General features: G+C 63.1%; 17 protein-coding genes. 4 read left to right on the top strand and 13 right to left on the bottom strand.

All coding sequences use genetic code 11. The features are described from left to right. Positions 1 to 152: 152 nt before the first annotated feature. The 7 genes from hisD to IPK79_04345 are packed head-to-tail and all read right to left on the bottom strand — an operon-like array spanning position 153 to position 7,276. Positions 153 to 1,457 (bottom strand): histidinol dehydrogenase, encoded by a 1,305-nt coding sequence (hisD, locus tag IPK79_04375; protein ID MBK8189666.1) that lies wholly within the window; start codon positions 1,455 to 1,457, stop codon positions 153 to 155. Then, a complete protein-coding gene (gene hisE, locus IPK79_04370; GenBank protein ID MBK8189665.1) occupies positions 1,454 to 2,689 on the bottom strand; it encodes a phosphoribosyl-ATP diphosphatase in 1,236 nt (411 codons plus the stop codon). The genes hisD and hisE overlap by 4 nt, the downstream gene beginning before the upstream one ends. Then, entirely contained in the window at positions 2,686 to 3,498 is an 813-nt protein-coding gene (gene hisF, locus IPK79_04365; protein ID MBK8189664.1) for an imidazole glycerol phosphate synthase subunit HisF, read from the bottom strand. Before hisF ends, hisE begins: the two co-directional genes overlap by 4 nt. Further along, the gene (hisH, locus tag IPK79_04360; GenBank protein ID MBK8189663.1) at positions 3,488 to 4,087 is read right to left on the bottom strand and encodes an imidazole glycerol phosphate synthase subunit HisH; all 600 of its coding nucleotides are present in this window, start codon (positions 4,085 to 4,087) and stop codon (positions 3,488 to 3,490) included. Before hisH ends, hisF begins: the two co-directional genes overlap by 11 nt. Continuing rightward, a complete protein-coding gene (locus tag IPK79_04355; protein ID MBK8189662.1) occupies positions 4,084 to 4,710 on the bottom strand; it encodes an imidazoleglycerol-phosphate dehydratase in 627 nt (208 codons plus the stop codon). Before IPK79_04355 ends, hisH begins: the two co-directional genes overlap by 4 nt. Continuing rightward, positions 4,707 to 6,407 carry an aminotransferase class I/II-fold pyridoxal phosphate-dependent enzyme gene (locus IPK79_04350; GenBank protein MBK8189661.1) on the bottom strand — a complete coding sequence of 567 codons (1,701 nt, stop codon included), beginning with the start codon at positions 6,405 to 6,407 and terminating at the stop codon, positions 4,707 to 4,709. Before IPK79_04350 ends, IPK79_04355 begins: the two co-directional genes overlap by 4 nt. Next, positions 6,404 to 7,276, bottom strand: coding sequence for an ATP phosphoribosyltransferase (locus tag IPK79_04345; protein ID MBK8189660.1), 873 nt, complete (start codon positions 7,274 to 7,276; stop codon positions 6,404 to 6,406). The genes IPK79_04350 and IPK79_04345 overlap by 4 nt, the downstream gene beginning before the upstream one ends. Positions 7,277 to 7,584: 308 nt before the next feature. Here IPK79_04345 and IPK79_04340 point away from each other — a divergent pair, with 308 nt between their 5' ends. Further along, the gene (locus tag IPK79_04340; GenBank protein ID MBK8189659.1) at positions 7,585 to 7,890 is read left to right on the top strand and encodes a hypothetical protein; all 306 of its coding nucleotides are present in this window, start codon (positions 7,585 to 7,587) and stop codon (positions 7,888 to 7,890) included. Here the strand turns inward: IPK79_04340 and IPK79_04335 are convergent. Then, positions 7,796 to 9,526 carry a glycosyltransferase family 39 protein gene (locus IPK79_04335; GenBank protein ID MBK8189658.1) on the bottom strand — a complete coding sequence of 577 codons (1,731 nt, stop codon included), beginning with the start codon at positions 9,524 to 9,526 and terminating at the stop codon, positions 7,796 to 7,798. The genes IPK79_04340 and IPK79_04335 overlap by 95 nt on opposite strands. Positions 9,527 to 9,671: 145 nt before the next feature. Here IPK79_04335 and IPK79_04330 point away from each other — a divergent pair, with 145 nt between their 5' ends. The 3 genes from IPK79_04330 (at position 9,672) to mscL (ending at position 12,113) form a co-directional block, all read left to right on the top strand. Then, positions 9,672 to 10,658, top strand: a complete 987-nt coding sequence (locus IPK79_04330; protein ID MBK8189657.1) for a hypothetical protein — start codon at positions 9,672 to 9,674, stop codon at positions 10,656 to 10,658. Further along, complete coding sequence (miaA, locus tag IPK79_04325; protein ID MBK8189656.1) at positions 10,655 to 11,599, top strand: tRNA (adenosine(37)-N6)-dimethylallyltransferase MiaA; 945 nt, start codon at positions 10,655 to 10,657, stop codon at positions 11,597 to 11,599. The genes IPK79_04330 and miaA overlap by 4 nt, the downstream gene beginning before the upstream one ends. An 85-nt stretch (positions 11,600 to 11,684) precedes the next feature. Then, positions 11,685 to 12,113 carry a large conductance mechanosensitive channel protein MscL gene (gene mscL / locus IPK79_04320; GenBank protein MBK8189655.1) on the top strand — a complete coding sequence of 143 codons (429 nt, stop codon included), beginning with the start codon at positions 11,685 to 11,687 and terminating at the stop codon, positions 12,111 to 12,113. A gap of 56 nt (positions 12,114 to 12,169) precedes the next feature. Here the strand turns inward: mscL and IPK79_04315 are convergent, their stop codons facing one another. From IPK79_04315 to IPK79_04295, 5 genes are all read right to left on the bottom strand, one after another. Then, complete coding sequence (locus IPK79_04315) at positions 12,170 to 12,883, bottom strand: hypothetical protein (GenBank protein ID MBK8189654.1); 714 nt, start codon at positions 12,881 to 12,883, stop codon at positions 12,170 to 12,172. A 113-nt stretch (positions 12,884 to 12,996) separates the two neighbouring features. Next, positions 12,997 to 15,513, bottom strand: coding sequence for an NADP-dependent malic enzyme (locus IPK79_04310; protein MBK8189653.1), 2,517 nt, complete (start codon positions 15,511 to 15,513; stop codon positions 12,997 to 12,999). Between the two features lie 264 nt (positions 15,514 to 15,777). Beyond that, entirely contained in the window at positions 15,778 to 16,074 is a 297-nt protein-coding gene (locus IPK79_04305; GenBank protein ID MBK8189652.1) for a hypothetical protein, read from the bottom strand. Positions 16,075 to 16,219: 145 nt separating this feature from the next. Further along, complete coding sequence (gene crcB, locus IPK79_04300) at positions 16,220 to 16,615, bottom strand: fluoride efflux transporter CrcB (protein MBK8189651.1); 396 nt, start codon at positions 16,613 to 16,615, stop codon at positions 16,220 to 16,222. Between the two features lie 23 nt (positions 16,616 to 16,638). Continuing rightward, the gene (locus tag IPK79_04295) at positions 16,639 to 17,844 is read right to left on the bottom strand and encodes a 2-oxo acid dehydrogenase subunit E2 (protein ID MBK8189650.1); all 1,206 of its coding nucleotides are present in this window, start codon (positions 17,842 to 17,844) and stop codon (positions 16,639 to 16,641) included. Positions 17,845 to 17,996: the final 152 nt, after the last annotated feature.

Here is a 17,996-nt window from a genome sequence, read left to right as displayed (position 1 = left end):
CTTAAGCGGCGCCTGCGCGAAGGCAGCAACGCCGGATATTCTTAACCGTTGGCTGATGACATGAACAAGAAAAGACTTCAAATGATGCTAGTGAGTTGAATTTTATGGAGCCCCACTGTAGAGAAAAGAGCGGGACATTGCAAGGGGAATTCTCATTCGGAGGGGCTCCCTGCGGCCCGATCGCCGGATGGCGTCCATCGCGCGCGGGCGGCGGCCGCATGGGCGCTGAGGCCTTCCAGCGTCGCCAGTTGCGCCGTGGGCTGCGGCAGCTCAGGACGCCCGGCGTCGGCGCGGATCCACGACTGGGGGCGCAAAAAGGTAAACGGCGTGAGCCCCCCGCTGAAACGGGCGCGCCGCGCCGTGGGAAGCGTGTGATTGGGCCCGGCCACGTAATCGCCGTAAGGCACCGTGCTGGCGTCGCCCAGAAACAGCGCGCCGTAAGCCGTCAACGACGCGGCCACCGCATCCGGGTCGCGGGTTTGCACGCTGACGTGCTCGGGCGCCAGTTGATTGCAGGCGGCGATACAGGCGGGTAAATCCGCCAGCGTCAGCAAGGCGCTGGCCGCAAGCGATTGCGCCACAAACGGCGGCGGCGCCAGCTCGGCGACGACCATCGCCAGCGCCTGGGCCACGGCGCGCGTCATGGCCGGATCGTCGCTGAGCAGATAGGCGCGCGCATCGGGATCATGTTCGGCTTGCGCGAGCAAATCGAGCGCGACCCAGCGCGGGTTGGCCCCGGCATCAGCAATCACGACTACCTCGCTGGGCCCGGCCAGCATGTCGATGCCGATGACGCCCTGTAATTGACGCTTGGCCTCGGTCACGTACGCGTTGCCGGGACCGACGACGATATCAACCGCCGCGATGCGCGGCGTGCCATAGGCGAGCGCGGCCACGGCCTGAGCGCCGCCCATTCGCCAGTAGCGGCGCACTCCTGCCAGACGCCCTGCGTAGAGCACGGCGGGCGAGAGTTGGGGCGAAACCAGCGTGATATCGGGCACGCCCGCGACTTGCGCGGTGAGCGCCGTCATCAACGCCGTGGAAGGCAGCGGGTAACGCCCGCCGGGAACATAGCAGGCGGCGCTCGCCACGGGCTGCCAGCGCAGGCCTGCGGCAAATCCTTCGCGATGCTGCTCGACAGGCTGCGCGGCGCGCATCACGGCGTGCGCAAACTCCCGGATATTGTCGGCGGCAAATGTCATCGCGCGTCGCACGTCGGGGCAAAGCGCGTCGCCAGCAGCCATCACCTGCGGGTCGTCGCCGGGCAGCATCAGGGGCGAGGGATCGCCGAAGCGTTCAGCCAGACGCGTTAACGCGGCATCGCCGTCTGCGGCGACCTCGGCCAGAATGTCGGCGACGGCGCGTTCGCGTTGACAGGCGGCGTCGTCGGGCGCGTCGCGGCGGGTCTTATCGCGCAGAAACGCTTGGGCCGCCTCGCCTGCGAGCATCGGGATCATTTATGGCGTCCGCCGAGTTCGGCTTCAATGTCGCGCCAGTCGAGCCCTTCGCGCACGGCCAGCGCGCTGAGGAAGAACACGGCGTCGGCGATTTCCCAGATCACGTCGTCGCGCTCGCGCGCCTCAATGGCCTCCTGGGCTTCTTCCATGATTTTGGCGGCCAGGAGCTCAGGATCCGCAAAGAGCCTGGCCGTGTACGATCCGGCAGGCGGATGCGCCATGCGATCGCGCAGAATCTCAAACAAGGCCGGGAGTGAAAAGCGTCGGTTTCGCTGCCCGGATCCAAAGCAGCTATAAGCGTGCGTATGACAGGCGGGACCGGATTGACGCACGGTAAACAGCAGCGTATCGCGATCGCAATCGGTGCGGCAGGCGAGCAGTTCTTGCTGGTGACCGGAGGTTTCGCCTTTGCGCCAGAGCTTTTGTCGGCTGCGGCTGTAATAAACGCCATGGCCGTTTTCCAGCGATTTGCGAAGCGATTCCGGCGTGCTGTAGGCCAGCATCAGCGTCTGCCCGGCTTCGTCTTCCACGATGGTAGGAATCAGCGGTTGCTTGTCAAAATCCAGCGCGCCAATGACCGCCGCCGCCGGGTCGAGCTGGCCGGTATAGAGCGCCATGCCGACCTGAACGTCGAGTCCCATCCGTGAGAGAGCAATGACTTCGTCGGTGCTGGCCACGCCGCCGGCCACCGTCAGCGGATGCGGGGCCACGGCCTGAATGGCTTGGGCCTCATCGACGGGCAGACCCGTCATGCAGCCTTCTTCGGTCACAAATGTACAGAGGTACGCGCTGCAATGATCGGCCAGCGCCAGCGCCCGTTCGCTGACCGTCTGCCCGGATCCGTGCGTCCAGCCTAGATCCACCACCTCGCCATGGCGGTGATCCAGCGCGACCATCACGCGCGCCTTGGGAAGCTGGCTTAAAAATTCCGGGGTGGCGGCGGTTCCCACAATGATGCGTTGGGCGCCTGCGCGCAGTAAGGCGTTGGCGCGCTCCACCGTGCGAACGCCGCCGCCTGCGCGCACGTCCGCCACGCGGCAGATTTGTTTAATCAGCGCCAGATTGTCGCCTTTGCCCAGGGCGGCGTCGAGATCGATGACGGCGATTTCGCCGTAACGGTTAAATTCGCGGGCCAGCGCAATGGGATCGCGCTCATCGGTCAGCACGTGCGTTTTGCCCTGGCGCAATTGCACGGCGCGGCCATTCATCAGGTCGATGCTGGGGATCATCATAATCGAATTGCGATCGCCTCCGGGTTGAGGCGGACGATCTCGCGTTTGAGCGAGTCGACCGTCCATTGGTTGTCATGAAAGATGCTGGCGGCCAGCGCGGCATCGGCGCCGCCTGCGCAAAACACGTCGACAAAAGAGGCAGGCCCGCCCCCGCCGCCCGAAGCGATGACCGGGATCGGCAGATTCTCGGCGAATTGACGGGTCAACGCCAGATCAAAGCCGGCCAGCGTGCCGTCCTGATCCCAGGACGTCAGCAGAATTTCGCCGGCGCCGAGGTTCACGGCTTCGCGCGCCCATACAAAGGCGTCGGGGTGGCCGACCGAGCGGCCCCCGTGCGTGAGCGCTTCCCAGACGGGCGGCGGCGGCACAGGCGGACGCGGCGCAGCGGCTCCGGCGATGGCGGGTTGTTTGCGCCGCGCGTCGATGGCCAGCACGCAGCATTGCGAGCCGCACTCTTCGGCGATATCGCGAATCAGCGACGGATTGCGCAGCGCGCCGGTGTTGATGGAGACCTTATCGGCGCCGCTGGCCAGCAGGCGCTTGGCCTGCGCAAGCGTCGTAACGCCGCCGCCGACGGTAAACGGGATCATCAGACGGCGGGCGACGGCTTCCACGACGTGAAACATCGTCTCACGGCCTTCGTGCGACGCCGAAATGTCCAGAAACAACAACTCGTCAGCGCCCTGATCCTGATAAATCAGCGCCAGTTCCACCGGATCGCCGATATCGCGCAGATTCTGGAACTGAACGCCTTTCACCGTGCGTCCATCGGCGACGTCCAGACACGGGATAATCCGTTTACACAGCATCCAGCCACCTCCGCAATAGCTCATGGCCGAAAGGACCGCTTTTTTCCGGGTGAAACTGGAATCCGGTCACGTTTTGACGCTGGATGGCGGCGCAGAACGGGCCGCCGTAGTCGCTTTCGTACAGCGTGATCCCGGGATCGGCGGGACGGGCCGCAAACGAATTGACGAAATAGGCTTCGCCTTCGGGCGCGTCCGGGTCGTTGACCGCGCGCAAGCGATTCCAGCCAATCTGCGGAATTTTGCGATGCGTCAGCCGCGCGACTTCCCCGCAGAGAATCCCTAGGCCCGGCGTGCCTTCGGACTCGGCGCTTTTTTCAAACAGAATCTGCAAGCCCACGCAGATGCCCAGATACGGAACGCCGCGCCCGAGCAATTCAACCAGACGCGAATGTAGGCCGCCTCGGCGCAAGCCGGCCATCGTCGCGCCAAATGCGCCCACCCCAGGCAGGATCAATGGACGGCGCCCGCTGGGCAAGAGATCCGGGCCGACTTTGACGTAAGAGACCGAGAGTCGCTCCAGCGCCCGCATGACGCTGGCGATGTTGCCGCCGCCGTAGTCAATCAGCTCAATTTGGGGGGGGCTGCTCATGCGTCTAACATACCTTTGGTGCTAAGGGCGCCGCTGAGCGCGTCGCCCGGCTCAATACGACCAGCCGCCTGGCGCAGCGCGCGGGCGAACGCCTTAAAGAGCGCTTCGAGAACATGGTGATCGTTGTCATGGCATGGCACATGCAGATGCGCCGTTGCCCGCATGCCGTCGATCAGGCCCTTGAAGAATTCGCGGAACAGGTGCGGGTCCAGCGCGCCGACCGGCAGCGCGCCCAGCGGGACGTTCCAGGTAAGATTTGGCCGCCCGCACAGATCGAGGGCGACCAGCGCCAGCGAGCCATCCATGGGAAAGGCGAAGCAGCCCGCGCGGGCAATGCCTTTATAGCCGTCGAGCGCCTGCGCAATGGCTTGCCCCAGGACAATGCCGACGTCTTCCATCAGGTGGTGCGGATCCACTTCAATGTCGCCAGACGCCTCGACGCTCAAGCCAAAACGGCCATGGCAGGCAAACGCGTCCAGCATATGACTGAAAAACGGCAACGGCGTCTGGATGTGAGGCGCGCGCGCGGCGTCCGCCTCAAACGTGACCTGAACGCGGGTTTCGCGGCTGACGCGCGAGACGCTGGCGGCGCGAGCCGAACTCTGCGCTGAAGGAGACGTCATATCATCAAAGCCTCTTGAAGTTGGGGAATCGATTGAAACACGCGCTCAGCGCCCGCTTGCGCCAGGGCTTCTGGCGAATGGGTCGTCGCCACGCCCCACGCGCGCAGTCCCGCCGCGCGCGCCGCCGCCATATCATCGACGGAATTGCCGACATACGCGCCGCCGCAGACGCCGCGCGCCGCCATGGCGGCTTTCAGCAGATCGGGCGCCGGTTTACGCGGCAGCGCGGAGCCCGCGCCGTCGAAGTCATCCTGGCAGAAGACGCGCTCGACGCAGGCGTCCAGCCGCTCGCCCCAGACGGGGGCGTACTCGTCGCGCGGGCGACCGGTGACGACCAGCGTGCGATAGCGTTTAGAGAACGCGCGCAAGGCCTCCGGCGCCGTGGGCCAGCTTTCGTGATCGCGCGCCAGCGACAGATAGAGCGGTTTTGCGAGTGCGACAATCGCTTCGCGCGAGACGTCCTTGCCGGCGCGGCGCAACAGCTCGCGGGCGGCGTCCCAGTCGTCGTTGAAGCCGCCTTCGGCCTTGAGCGCCAGAATGGTTTGGCGATCAGGGCGCTCGACGCCAAAGTGCGCCACGACGCGCATGACGACTTCATCGTAACTGCGCGAGACGTCGACCAGCGTGTCATCGAGATCGAACATCAGGGCGCGTTCGGCGCGAAACGCGTCCAGACAGGCCAGAAACGCGTCCATTTCGGCCTCCGTGCCGACGCTGACGCGCACCAGACCGCCCATATTCGGCAGCGATGAGCGATCGCGCAGCAAAACGCCGCGCGCGCGACAGAAATCGCAGAGCGCGCCGGCGTCGAGACCCACTTTGAGCAGAAAGAAATTGGCCGCCCCGGCAATCGCGCCATAGCCGCGCTCGGCGACTGCGGCGAGGACAAGCGCTTTTCGGCGCAGGGTCGCTTGCGCCTGATCGGCAACCTGCTGCGGATTTTCCAGCAGGCGCCCGGCGGTCTGGACGGCCAGCGCGTTGACGCTGTAGGGCGAGCGCGCCACGCGAAGCCACGCTATCACCTCAGGGTGTCCAATCGCCACGCCGAGGCGCAGCGCCGCCATGCCCCAGGCCTTGGAAAAACTGCGCGTCACGACCAGATTCGGCATGACGCCCGCCTGCGCCAGCACGCTCTCGCCGCCGTACTCGATATAGGCCTCGTCGATGACAAACAGCGTGTCTGTAAAGCGCTGCGCCCAGTCCAGAATCACCGCTGACGCAATGGTTGCGCCTGATGGGTTATCCGGCGTGGCGAGCGTACAGAGTCTGGCGCCCGTCTGCAAGGCCTGCTCCAGTCCGGCCAGATCATAGGTGAGATCGGCGCGCATCGGCACGGCGTGAATCCGGGCGCCTGCCAGCGCCAGACTATGCGGAATCACGGGAAACGTCGGCGTCGAGACCACCGCCACGTCGCGTCCCGGTTCGATGAAGACAAAGGGCAGCAAAAACAGGGCTTCCGCGCTGCCGTTGGTCAGAAGCAGCTCCTGGGGTTCTCGCCCGAAATACGCTGCGAGGGCGGCGGTAAAAGCGTCGTATTCGGGGTAAGCGCCGAGAAACGCCGCGTCCAGCGGCGCCGCCGCCTGCGCAAATCCCGTGGTGTTTTCGTTAAAATCCAGCCGGATTTGCTCGCGGCGGCCTTCCAACGGCGCGCTGTAGGCGCTCATCGCGGCGACTGCGGCGCGCGGGGCGATCGTCATGGCACGATCTTCGCCAGACGATACTCCAGAATATCGCTGGCCCCCAGCTTCACCAACTGCGGGATCAGCCGGGGCGCCTCGGCGGCGGAAACGGCGACCTTGACCGCATAACCCGCGCCATCGTGCAGCGGCGACACGGTGGGGGCGCGCATACACGGCAGATTCGAGACCAGCGCTTCCAGTTGCGCCGCGCCCACGTTCATTTCCAGCAGGACTTTCTTGTCGGCGTTCAACACGCTCTGAATCAACATGCGGATTTCCGCCAGCTTGCCGGCGCGGGCCGGATCGTCCAGCGCTTCGCCAGAAGCCAGCAGGCGCGTGGTGGAACTGAGCAGCTCGTCGACAATGGCCAGGCGGTTCATGGCCAGCGTCGAGCCGGTCGACGTATTGTCGATGATCATATCGGCGTCTTCCGGCGGCAGGGCCTCGGTGGCCCCGTAAGATTTAATCAGCACGGCGTCGAGCTTCTGCGCGTCCAGATAACGCTGGGCGATGACAGGATATTCAGTCGCGACGATGATGCGGCGCTTGCGGTAAGCCTCGTCCACGGCGAGCGTTTCGGGGACGGCGGCCACGATACGCACGCGGTTAAAGCCTAAATCCATGACTTCGCGCAAGTTATCGTGCGTTTCGAGGCCCTGCTCAATCACCCAGTCGAGGCCGCTGAAACCGGCGTCGTGACGGCCCAGCGCAATAAGGGCGGGGATGTTCTGAGGCTTGAGCAGCTTGATTTCAATCGCCGGATCGGAGCAAACCGGTCGGTAAGAGCGGCTGCTGTAAGTCAGATGCAGGCCAATGCGCGCCAACAGGCCTTCGACCTTTTCTTGCAGGCGTCCTTTGGGAATAACCAGTTTGAGCAGGGGCGTCATCGCGCGTCGGGTCTCCGGGTCGGGTCTTACGGGGCAAGCAGAACGGCGCTTTTACGGGATGAAAAGCGAAGCGCCATTGTCTCAAAAAGCGTCAGGCAAGTCCAACCGGGCGGGCATCTCTGGCGGGGTCCCGCCCAGAAGAAGGCGGCTGAATACCGGCGTCTTATTGTAAAATTTGTAAAGCGAGGGCTACAGTTTCGGCGCAGGTAGCCGACAGATCAGACAGGACCCTGCGCGCGGAGCGCTCGATGGGTCGTCACGCGAGCGAGCCTTGAAAAAATCGCCAGATATCGTAAGGACTCTTTCCGATGGAGCTGGTGTTTCAGAATAAACTCACGCATTACCTGGGCAACGCCAGTTTGAACGATCACGGCCGTACGCTGGTCTCGCTGCTGTTTCGCGACAGTTCGGGCGAGCGCTTTTCAATCGAGCTGCCCTCGACCAGTATTCCCAGCGAGATTTACTCCGCCCAGGGGCCCGAACTGGCGCGCGCCCTGCAAGAAGTGCTGGATAATTGCGTCAAGGCCGGTCTGAGCGGGGTGTTTCGCGACGTCGATAGTCGGACCCCGAAGTCGAAGGGACGCGAACATAACGAAGCGCTTGCATACTACTGAGCGTGACGCGATCGGCAAGGCGAAAGCCCTGAGCTTCGATGCCGCGCCGCAGGCGCTCAGCCAGCGCAGGGCGGCAGTGACACAACGCCAGAAATGCGCCGGATCGCCCTTTTAGCAGTGTTTTGAGACGTTCCTGCAGGGCTTCTGGCGGCCAGTCCACTCCGGCGTTACGGCGGCTGACGCCTGCCAGCGGCATGGACTCGGGCAGATAGTACGCCAGACCTGCGGCGTGCACGGCGCTGTGACACGCCAGCGTGATATCGCCCGAGGCGCGATGGCGCGCAATATACTGCCCGGCGCCGCGATAGTCTTCCTTGCGCAGGAATTTCTCGCCGCTGAGGACGGCGCCGGCGTTCAGGGCCATCAGGGCCGCCAGCGTCACGCCCGCGACTCGCGCCGCGCGTCTGGGCAGCGAGAGCGTCGCCCCTGCAATGAGCAGATACAGCGCAGGCGAGGCCAGAATCAAATAACGGCTGGAAAAAATCCGGTGGGTGTTGCTGATTAGATCCACCGCCAGCAGGCCGCCGACGACGCACGCCAGCCAGAGAGCCGAAAACCGCAGCCAGGCGGGCGTATTCTGCAGGATTTGCGCCAGCGGCTGCTTGCGCAAGCGGCCCCAGCAGGCAAACGCGCCGGAAGCGAGGACGATGGCGCTGACCCAGAGCTGAATCCACACAGATTTGGGGCTGACGAGTTCGGCGCCCAGTTTCCACAAGCGCTCGATCAGCGTCAGCGGCCGCCAGAGTCCGCTCAGCGACCCGTGGCCAATGTTCGCCAGAAATGCTTGCTGACGCAGCCACATCGGGGCCCAGCAGGCGGCAGCCGCCGCCGTGGCTGCGCAAGCGCCTATCAGGGCGATTCGCGCGCGCCGGTCGTCGCGAGTGGCCCTCCAGAGCCAGAGGATCTGAAACGCCAGCGCAAAGACGTAAAAATAATGCGTGTAGAGGCCTGCGACCTGCAGCGCGGCCCAAATCGCCCATGTCCCCCATTTAATACGCGCAACGGCCGAATCTCGCTGGCATCGCTGCGCGATTACCAGCGTCAGCGCGGCGCCCAGCAGGACGAGAAGCGTCAGCAGCGGGTACAGGCGCGCCGTCTGACTGTAGATAATCTGAAAGCCAGACAGCGTTAGAATCGCGCAGGCCGCCAGCCCCAAGCGATTTCCGCCTGCCAGACGGCCCAGCCATGCCATGGCCGGGATACAGAGAATCCCGCAGAGAACCGAGAAAAAGCGCGCCCGCACCGGGTCCGGTCCGAAGAGGCGCATCCACAGACGCATCAGCGTGGGATACAGCGGCGTCTGAACGTTATGCGCAATCCCGTCGACAAAGGCGCTCCAAGGCCGCCAGCCCATCGCCAGATGTCGATAATACGCCGGGGCGCTGGCGTCTGGCGGATCCAGACGATAGGCGTCTGGCAGAATCGTCGCCTCAAACAGCCGGTTGCCGGTGGCCGAAGAGGCGGTAAACACTTCGTCTTGCCACAGGCTTCGCGATTCAACGCCCCACAGGCGTAAGCCCCCCGCCAGCAGCGTAAGGGCGATTACGATCAGCCAGAATCGCGCCTGCGGCGTCCGGCGTCCGGGGGCGCTGAGGCGGCGCCGAAAAAAAGTCGCGGGGGCGAAAAGCGCTAACAAAACGGGGGCGGGCCTTTCTCAGCCGTCGGGCGTCCGACGGCGCCGGGGGTGATCTCTATGCGTCACAGTATAGCGCGCCCATCGCGCCGGTCGGGGGAGGCGGCGGCGGCTGGTTTTTAAAAACAGGCTGCGGTATCCTGAAGCCATGGCCAGCGTCTTTCATCAGCTTAAACTCAGCGCCGGAATCTTACGGCGCAAGGGCCTATTGTTGAACATGCTGGCGATGTTTCTGCTCTTGATGCCGCTGTTGATTCAGCCGACGATCAAGGGGCTGTTTATTTTCAGCGGCGAGGCCTTGGCCTGGCGTCTGGCTCTGGCGGCGATTGTTTACTGGCTGCTGTTTTCTGCCTTTAGCGCCGGATGGTTCAATATGATTGCTGCGGCCGTGCGTCAGGAGCTGGCGCCTAAGGCGACGGCGCACAAAGCCTTTGCGTCTGCGGCGTCGCCAGCGTTGCCGGGGCCGCCCGAGCCGACGCGCGTGGCGCAAACGCGCGAGCTGTTGCGGGCTTTTCTGCCGGGGGTGGGCGAGTATTTTATGCCGTTTGCCATGGGCTGGCTTATCGCCTTTATTGCGCTCGGCGCCATTCTGGCGGGGATTCATGCGCATTTGACGGCGAGCGGCGCCTATCCGGTGGCGCTGCTGGAAGACATGGCGCGGTTTTCGCGCGATCTGCCCGCGGCTCAGCAGGATCCCAAGGCCCTTGAACGCTTCCTGATGTCTCAACCCGTGGGGCAATTGAGCCGTCTGGGTCAGGTGATGCTCGAATACATGGGTGGTATGGCCGTCTTTTACCTGTTCTGGTGGATGACCGGCTTCTGGGCGCCGCTGGTCATACTCGCCAAACGCTCGCTGCCCAAGGCGTATCTGGAAAGCGTCGGGCTGTTTCTGCGCCGCGCGCCGGGGCTGATCGCGGTTGCCCTGTTATTGACGGCGCTGGGTCTGGCCGCGTTGTTTGTCGGGCAGTTTCACATGATTCTGGAAATTATCGCCCTGTTTCTCCTGGTGGCCTTAAAGGCGACGGGGCTGGTCTTTATGTTTGTTCATGCGTATCAGGCGCTGGCGGATCAGGATGCCCAGCGTCCGCCGGGGGAACGGACGATTCTGGCGTCTGCCGTCAATTCGACGCCGTGAGTCCGGCGTCCGCCTGCGGTCCGCGTCGCCCTCTGATTGCGCTGGTCGGTCCGACGGCAACCGGTAAAACCGCTCTGGCGGTCGCCCTCGCCCAGCGGCTGCATGGCGACGTGATTTCCGCCGACTCGCGCCAGATTTATCGCGAGCTGACCATCGGCTCCGCCAAGCCTTCTGAAGCGGAGCAAGGCGGCGTGAGGCATTATCTGCTGGATGTGGCAAGCCCCTTGGAGCGCTACAGCGCTGCGCGCTATCGTGATGACGCGCTGGAAGCCTTGCGCGACATCGATGCGCGCCAACGCCTTGCCATTATTGCCGGCGGCACGGGATTCTATTTAAACGCCCTGCTTCAGGACGGGTTTATTCCTGAGATTGCGCCGGATGAGACGTTTCGCGCCTCGCTTCAAGATCAGAGCGATGACGCCTTGTATGCGAGCCTGCTGCGCCGCGATCCGCGCCGGGCCGCGCAACTGCATCCGCATAATCGCTCGCGGGTGGTGCGCGCGCTGGAAATTATTCACTTTAGCGGCGCGCCGACGCCGCAGCCGACCGCATCGGCGCAGACGCCGGGGGCGGTGATCTGGCTGGGGCTGACGTTTGATGATCGCGACGCGCACCGGGATGTGATTGACGCGCGGATTGACGCGATGCTCGCCGCCGGCTGGCTCGGCGAAACCGAGGCGCTGATGGCGCGTTACGGCCCGCAGGCCCATGCATTATGCGCCACCCATGGCTACCCCGAGCTGATGCGCGTGGCGCAAGGCGAATGGACGCTGCCGCAAGCCGTGGCCTCTATTCGCACGCAGATTCATCAGTATGCGCGGCGCCAACGGACGTGGTTCCGGCGCAACGGGGAGATTCACTGGATCGCGCGCGATACGATGACGCAGGACGAGGTGTTACAAGCGGCTTTAGACAGGCTGTCGTCTGCGGCGATCGTGTGAATCAGATGCCCCGCTTGTGCTTTACCGTCTGGCATGCGATGCCGTATACTCAATCCCGTCGCGTTTTTTCAGGAGTCTGTCTCTGATGTGGAAAGATTTTAAACAGTTTTTGCAACGCGGGAATGTGCTGGATCTGGCCGTCGGGGTCATTATCGGGGCCTCGTTCGGCAAAATTACCCAATCGCTGGTCGATGATATCATCATGCCGCCCATTGGGCTGTTATTGGGCAAAGTGGATTTTGCCAACCTGTATTTTTCGTTGACGGGCGGGACGTTTTCCACCCTGGCCGAAGCCCAGAAGGCTGGGGCCGTGACGATTAATTACGGGTTGTTCATTAATGCGCTGGTCAACTTCCTGATTGTCGCCTTTGCGGTGTTCATGCTGGTGCGCCAAGTGAATCGCCTGATGACCAAGCCGGTCGAAGCGACGCCCACGACCAAGCCCTGCCCGTTCTGTTGTTCGCCCATTCCGATTGAGGCCAAACGCTGCCCGCAGTGTACCTCTGAGGTCTAAGCGACGTTTTTCAGCAATAGTAGGCGCGGTCTTGCGAAGATCGCGCCTGCGGCTTTTCAGAAGGGATTGAAGCCTGTATTGTCCTGATGGTCTTGGACGGCTTGCCAATAGGCTGTTAATGCGTCGCGCTGCTCTGGGGGAAGGTCCTCTGTGTTGGTTTTGAGCCCCCTAATCCGGGCTCCCCGGCTGGCGTTGCGGATCGGCGCGTCATACGAAACGCGGACCCCGCTGTCCGGATTCGTTAATTCCAGACAAAAGCGATCCGCTTGCGTCATGTGAAGGCCGGTGAGAATCCAGGGGGCGTCCCCTCTTAGCCAGAGTTGATCGTTGCCGTCCGCCACGACCTCGTAAGGGCGCCCGGGCTTCATGAAATGGGGTTCCGCCACTACGAGGTCGCGCCTCCCGTTCTCGACGTTAAGGCCTCGGGGCGACTGTTCCAGCAACTGTACAGTAGACTGTCGGCTGTCCTCTGGCGGATCCGGGCGGCAGGTCACCAGGCTCACTTGCGTCTGATAGGTCGCGTTTTCGGAGAGTTCTTCTATACAATCCGCCGTGATCGCCCTCCGAGTGCCGATTTTCCATAGCTTGGGATCAGAACTCTCGATCAGCCTATCTTCTTGTCCCAGAATCAGAGACAGGGTTTTGCCGCGCATCCGGTCGGCCCGCACCTCAAAGACTTCCGGTACGCCGTTTTGGCCGTTGATGAGGTCGCCGTTTTTAAAGTCTTCCAGCCGATGAAACGCGGACCAACTGACCCCCGATGTTCCCATGACGCATCCCCTTGCTGGCTTGCTCAAATAACTTTTCTAATGGCATGAAAACAAAAGAATGAAATTTGTGCGCCCGCATTTTTGAGGCGCCTGATCCGAGCCTTGCCCGCGCCTTACCCGGCGCCGGTGGCGGCGAGATGACCTTCGTATAAAAAGCCCTTGAGCTGGCGCTGAACGTCGGCCGGGGCCATGGGCTGGCGCGCAACGCCGGTGGCGATGGCGGCTTCGGCCACCGCGCCTGCGACTGCGGGCGACACCCGAAAATCCAGCGATGAGGGAATAATCACCCGTTTGGCCAGCTCTTCTTCGCCGATCAGCGAAGCGATCGCATGGGCGGCGGCGAGCTTCATCTCGTCGTTAATGCGCGAGGCCCGCACGTCGAGCGCGCCGCGAAAGATGCCGGGAAACGCCAGCGAGTTGTTCACCTGATTGGGGAAATCGCTGCGCCCGGTGGCGACCACGGCGGCGCCAGCGGCCAGCGCCTCATTCGGCATGATTTCCGGCGTGGGGTTGGCCAGCGCAAAAATGATGGGATTGGGCGCCATCGTCTGCACCATCGCAGGCTTGAGCATACCGGCGGCAGACAGACCCAGAAACGCGTCGGCTCCGGCCAGAACGTCTTCCAGCGCGCCGCGTTTGTCGGCCAGATTGGTGACTTCGGCGATCTGCTCTTTAAAGGGATTCATGCCCTCTTTGCGACCTCGCCAGATCACGCCTTTGGTGTCGCAAATGGTGATATCGCGCACGCCAGCGCGCATCAGCAGTTTGGAGACGCTCAGCGCAGAAGCCCCAGCGCCATTGACGACCAGATGAATCTCGCTGAGGCTTTTGCCCAAAGCCTTCACGGCGTTGAGCATCCCGGCGACCACGACCACGGCGGTGCCATGTTGATCGTCGTGAAAGACGGGGATATCCAGCTCGTCGACCAGCCGCTGTTCGACTTCAAAGCAGCGCGGCGCCGCGATATCTTCCAGATTGATGCCGCCAAAGACCGGCGCAATGAGCTTGACCGTCTTGATGATCTCTTCGACCTCTTGCGTGCGCAGGCAAATGGGCACGGCTTCGACGCCGCCGAAGGTTTTAAACAGCACAGCCTTGCCTTCCATCACCGGCAGGCCTGCGCCGGGGCCGATGTTGCCAAGTCCCAGCACTGCGCTGCCGTCGGTGACAATCGCTACCAGATTGTTCTTGAGCGTAACGTCGTAGGCCTGTTCCGGGTGTTCCTGCAGCAGGCGGCAGGGTTGCGAGGCGTGGGGCTGGGCGTACAGCAGGTTATAGATGTGCGTATCGCGAATGGGCACATGCGCGGTGATTTCCATCACGCCCTGATAGCGTTTGTGCAGTTCCAGCGCCTCTTCGTCGCGGGTCTTGGGTTGCGGCGAGGGCGGCTCGACCCAGGCGCCGGGGCCTTCGTAGACAAAGCGCATCACTTTGTCTTCCACTGCCTGAGGATCGACTTGCCGCTGGGCCTGGCCGCCCGCCATGGCTTCGGCTGCCACGGCGCGCGCCACTTTGGCGGCAATGCGGTAGTCCATGGCATCCGGCAGAATGCAGGCCTCGTTGAGCTGATTTTCGCTCACCAGCTCGGCCACGGCGCGCGCGGCGGCCGTCAGCATCTCGTGGGTGACGCAGGTCGCGCGCACGTCGAGCGCGCCGCGAAACAGGCCGGGATACACCATCGAGCAGTTCATTTGATTGGGAAAATCGCTGCGTCCGGTGGCGACCACGCGCGCGCCAGCGGCCCGGGCGTCTTCGTAAGGGATTTCCGGTTCTGACAGCGCCAGCGCCAGTACAATCGGATCCGGCGCCATGGCGCGAATCATCTCGCCGCTGACCAGATCGCGATGCGCCAGGCCGATGAAGATATCGGCGCCCACGAGCATCTCGGCGAGCGAGCCTTTTTTATCATGGGGATTGGTGAGGCGCGCCAGCTCGGATTTAATCCAGTTAAGTCCTTCCGTCCGGCGGTAATACAAGGCTCCATGGCGATCGCAGACCTTGATATCGCCAACGCCCAGTTTGTGCAACATCCGTGCTGTCGCCACGCCCGAGGCTCCGGCCCCGGCGATGACCACGCGCGCGTCTTCGAGCCGTCGGCCCGTGAGTTTCAGCGCGTTAATCAGTCCGGCGTAGACGACCACGGCGGTCGCTTCCTGATCCGTGTGGATAATCGGCAGCGAAATGGCGCGCTTAAGGCGCTCGCAAATCGAAAAACAGCGCGGAGACGAGATATCTTCGAGGTGAATGCCCCCAAACGTCGGCGACAGATACCGGATCGTTTCGACGATCTCATCGACGTCCTGAGTGTCGAGCGCAATGGGAAAACCATCAATTCCGGCGAAGGTCTTATGGAAGACGCTTTTGGTTTCCAGCATCGGAATGGCGGCTGTGGCGCCGATATTGCCCATGCCGTACACGCTGGACCCGTCCGAGACGATCGCGACAGTGTTGCCGCGCATGGTGTAGTCAAACGAGGTCAGAAAGTCGCGCGCAATCTCCAGACACGGCTTGGCGACGCCCGGCGTATACACCAGACTCAGGGTTTCGGCGTCTCGCACCGGCGCCTTGGGCCGAATGCCGATGAGTCCGCGATATTTGCGACGATACTCAATGCCAGTGTCAGCGGTCATACGCGCGTATCTCCTTTTTTTGAATCCCCCGCGCGCGTCTCAACGCCGGGATCATCGCCCAGTAGAAACAAATAGCGCGCTTGCCACGAGAACGCGCCTCAGCACAGAAACAACTCAAACACAGAGAGGAGAGAAGACAGTCGGCGAGTCGGGCGTGAGGGACCCCTCGCCTGATTCAATTCAGCGTGCGGTTATCTTACCACAAAGGCGCCGCCCCTAAGGGCGACGCGTGAGGGGAGTCCGCTTGAATGAACTCTCCGCGCTTTACCCGTCGCCGTCGAAAGACATCATGGCCCGCGATGCCTCCATGTCGCGGCTTTTACGCCGTCTTTCCTCATTGTATTCGTCTAGCGCACAGTGCGCTTCGAGCATGACGTCGGCATGGGCGCGCTGAACGCCCAGCCATTTGTCCTGCGCGCCCAGCGCGGCGATTTTTTCAGGCGTATCCGCCTTCCATGCTTCATTGGCGCTTCTCATGATGGCGTCATTCAGCGCAAATAGGCGCGCGCCCCAGTCGTGGACGCCTGACGCCGCTGTCAGCGCGGGGCCAAGGGTGTTCATCTCTCCGTTCTCCATCATGCGCGTGTAAATTATTTTATAATTATAAAAACAATTAATAGAAACAAATTGTCTCATACAGGCGAATGGGCCTGAATAGCTCCCGCGTTTTCGCGCTCAACGCGCCGATCCTCGCTTGTGACCGCCCTCAGGCGCTGCCGGAAAGGCGAATGAGCCGGGCGCTGACAACATATCCCAGCCAGGCCAGCGCCAGACCGCACGCGACGCTGACGCCCAGGTACGCGGCCATCCGCCCCCACTGCCCATCGCGCGCCATCAGCAGGGCTTCCAGCTCCAGGGTCGAGAATGTCGTCAGTGCGCCCAAAAAGCCGCTGACGGCCAAAATCCGAGCCCACGCGGGAAACCAGCGCGTCTGCTCGCTAAAAGCCAGCGCCGCGCCAATGAGCAGACACCCGCAGAGATTCACAAGAAGCGTGCCATAGGGCCAGTGGGCGCCCCACGCCTGTTGCGCCCAGCGTCCGACGTAATACCGGCTGAGGGTTCCGGCGCAGCCGCCCAGCATTAAAAGCCATACGGCGTTCATCGGAGCCTTCATCAGAGAGGCGGCTAAAGCAGCAGGCGCGCCGGATTCTCCAGCGACTCGATGACGATTTTCATGAATTGGGCGGCTTCGGCGCCATCGACGACGCGATGATCGCCGCACATCGACAGGTGCATCATCTCGCGGATCACAATGGCGCCGTCGCGGACGACGGGGCGCGGCGCGATTTTATTGACGCCGAGAATGCCGACTTCCGGGGCGTTGATAATGGGGATGCCGAACAAGCCGCCGATAGAGCCGATGCTGGTAATCGTAAACGTGCCGCCGCCGGCCTCTTCGGGTTTCAGGCGTCCGGTTTTCGCCCGATTCGACAAGTCCTGAATAGCCTCAGCCAGTTGAAACACGTCGCGCCGGTCGGCGTGCTTGACGACCGGGACCATGAGCCCCTGCTCAGTGGCGGTTGCCACGCCAATATGATAATAGTACTTGGTGACCAGTTCGACGCGCCCGTCTTCGCCCGAAGGCTCTTCCAGCGCGCTGTTGAGAATGGGGAACGCTTTAAGCCCTGCAATCACGGCCTTGATGATAAAGGGCAGATAGGTCAGTTTGACGTGGCGCGCGTCGGCCTCGCCTTTGAGCTGGCGGCGCATGGCCACCAGCGCCGTCATGTCGGTTTCTTCGACGTAGGCGAAGTGCGGCGCCGTGCGCTTGGCTTGCGTCAGATGTTCGGCGATGCGGCGGCGCACGCCGATAAAGGGCGTACGTTTTTCAGGCTCTGGAAAAGCGGAGGCCGGGCGGTCGGCGGCCTTGAACTCTGCGCCGGTTTCTTCCGCGTCGCGGCGGGCCACGCGTTCAACGTCTTGCGGGGTGATGCGCCCATGGGGGCCCGTGCCGGTGACGCGGGCCAGATCCACGCCGAGTTCGCGGGCGCGCTTGCGCGTGGCGGGCGCCGCCAGCGCGGAAGAAGCGGGCGGCAGCGGCGCAATTGGCGGCGGGGCCGCGGCGATGGCGCAGGCGCCGCCGTCAGAGGCCTGCGCGTCGTCAATGACCAGAATCACGGCGCCGACTTTGACGATATCGCCTTCGCCGCCAAAGCGCTCGGTAATCAAGCCTGCACAAGGCGAGGGGATTTCGGCCGTCACCTTGTCGGTCATAATTTCAACCAGCGGCTGATCTTCGCTGACGCAATCGCCTACGTTGGCCAGCCAACGGACGATTTCGCCTTCCGCAATGCCTTCGCCTATATCGGGCAGCTTGAATTGCACGGCCATACTCTCTGCCAAGCCTCGCGTCACACGACCACGCCCCTGATAGTAGCATTAACAAGGGCTTGTGCCAAAGCGCCCTCGCCGGCGATGCGGGCCTTCGGGCCGCGCTTGCGCCAGCGGCGCGATCTCCGTACGATGCCAGTCGCGTAGACGCT

Source organism: Vampirovibrionales bacterium (genome assembly GCA_016712355.1).
Classification (GTDB): Bacteria; Cyanobacteriota; Vampirovibrionia; order Vampirovibrionales; family Vampirovibrionaceae; genus JADJRF01.
Note: the sequence above shows the minus strand (reverse complement) of the source record. Positions and strands in the feature narration are given on the sequence as shown.

Bases quoted from the DNA above. Each gene is read 5' to 3' on its own strand.
- hisD (MBK8189666.1), bottom strand. From the start codon at position 1,457: ATGATCCCGATGCTCGCAGGCGAGGCGGCCCAAGCGTTTCTGCGCGAT.
- hisE (MBK8189665.1), bottom strand. From the start codon at position 2,689: ATGATGATCCCCAGCATCGACCTGATGAATGGCCGCGCCGTGCAATTG.
- hisF (MBK8189664.1), bottom strand. From the start codon at position 3,498: ATGCTGTGTAAACGGATTATCCCGTGTCTGGACGTCGCCGATGGACGC.
- hisH (MBK8189663.1), bottom strand. From the start codon at position 4,087: ATGAGCAGCCCCCCCCAAATTGAGCTGATTGACTACGGCGGCGGCAAC.
- IPK79_04355 (MBK8189662.1), bottom strand. From the start codon at position 4,710: ATGACGTCTCCTTCAGCGCAGAGTTCGGCTCGCGCCGCCAGCGTCTCG.
- IPK79_04350 (MBK8189661.1), bottom strand. From the start codon at position 6,407: ATGACGATCGCCCCGCGCGCCGCAGTCGCCGCGATGAGCGCCTACAGC.
- IPK79_04345 (MBK8189660.1), bottom strand. From the start codon at position 7,276: ATGACGCCCCTGCTCAAACTGGTTATTCCCAAAGGACGCCTGCAAGAA.
- IPK79_04340 (MBK8189659.1), top strand. From the start codon at position 7,585: ATGGAGCTGGTGTTTCAGAATAAACTCACGCATTACCTGGGCAACGCC.
- IPK79_04330 (MBK8189657.1), top strand. From the start codon at position 9,672: ATGGCCAGCGTCTTTCATCAGCTTAAACTCAGCGCCGGAATCTTACGG.
- mscL (MBK8189655.1), top strand. From the start codon at position 11,685: ATGTGGAAAGATTTTAAACAGTTTTTGCAACGCGGGAATGTGCTGGAT.
- IPK79_04315 (MBK8189654.1), bottom strand. From the start codon at position 12,883: ATGGGAACATCGGGGGTCAGTTGGTCCGCGTTTCATCGGCTGGAAGAC.
- IPK79_04310 (MBK8189653.1), bottom strand. From the start codon at position 15,513: ATGACCGCTGACACTGGCATTGAGTATCGTCGCAAATATCGCGGACTC.
- IPK79_04305 (MBK8189652.1), bottom strand. From the start codon at position 16,074: ATGAACACCCTTGGCCCCGCGCTGACAGCGGCGTCAGGCGTCCACGAC.
- crcB (MBK8189651.1), bottom strand. From the start codon at position 16,615: ATGAACGCCGTATGGCTTTTAATGCTGGGCGGCTGCGCCGGAACCCTC.
- IPK79_04295 (MBK8189650.1), bottom strand. From the start codon at position 17,844: ATGGCCGTGCAATTCAAGCTGCCCGATATAGGCGAAGGCATTGCGGAA.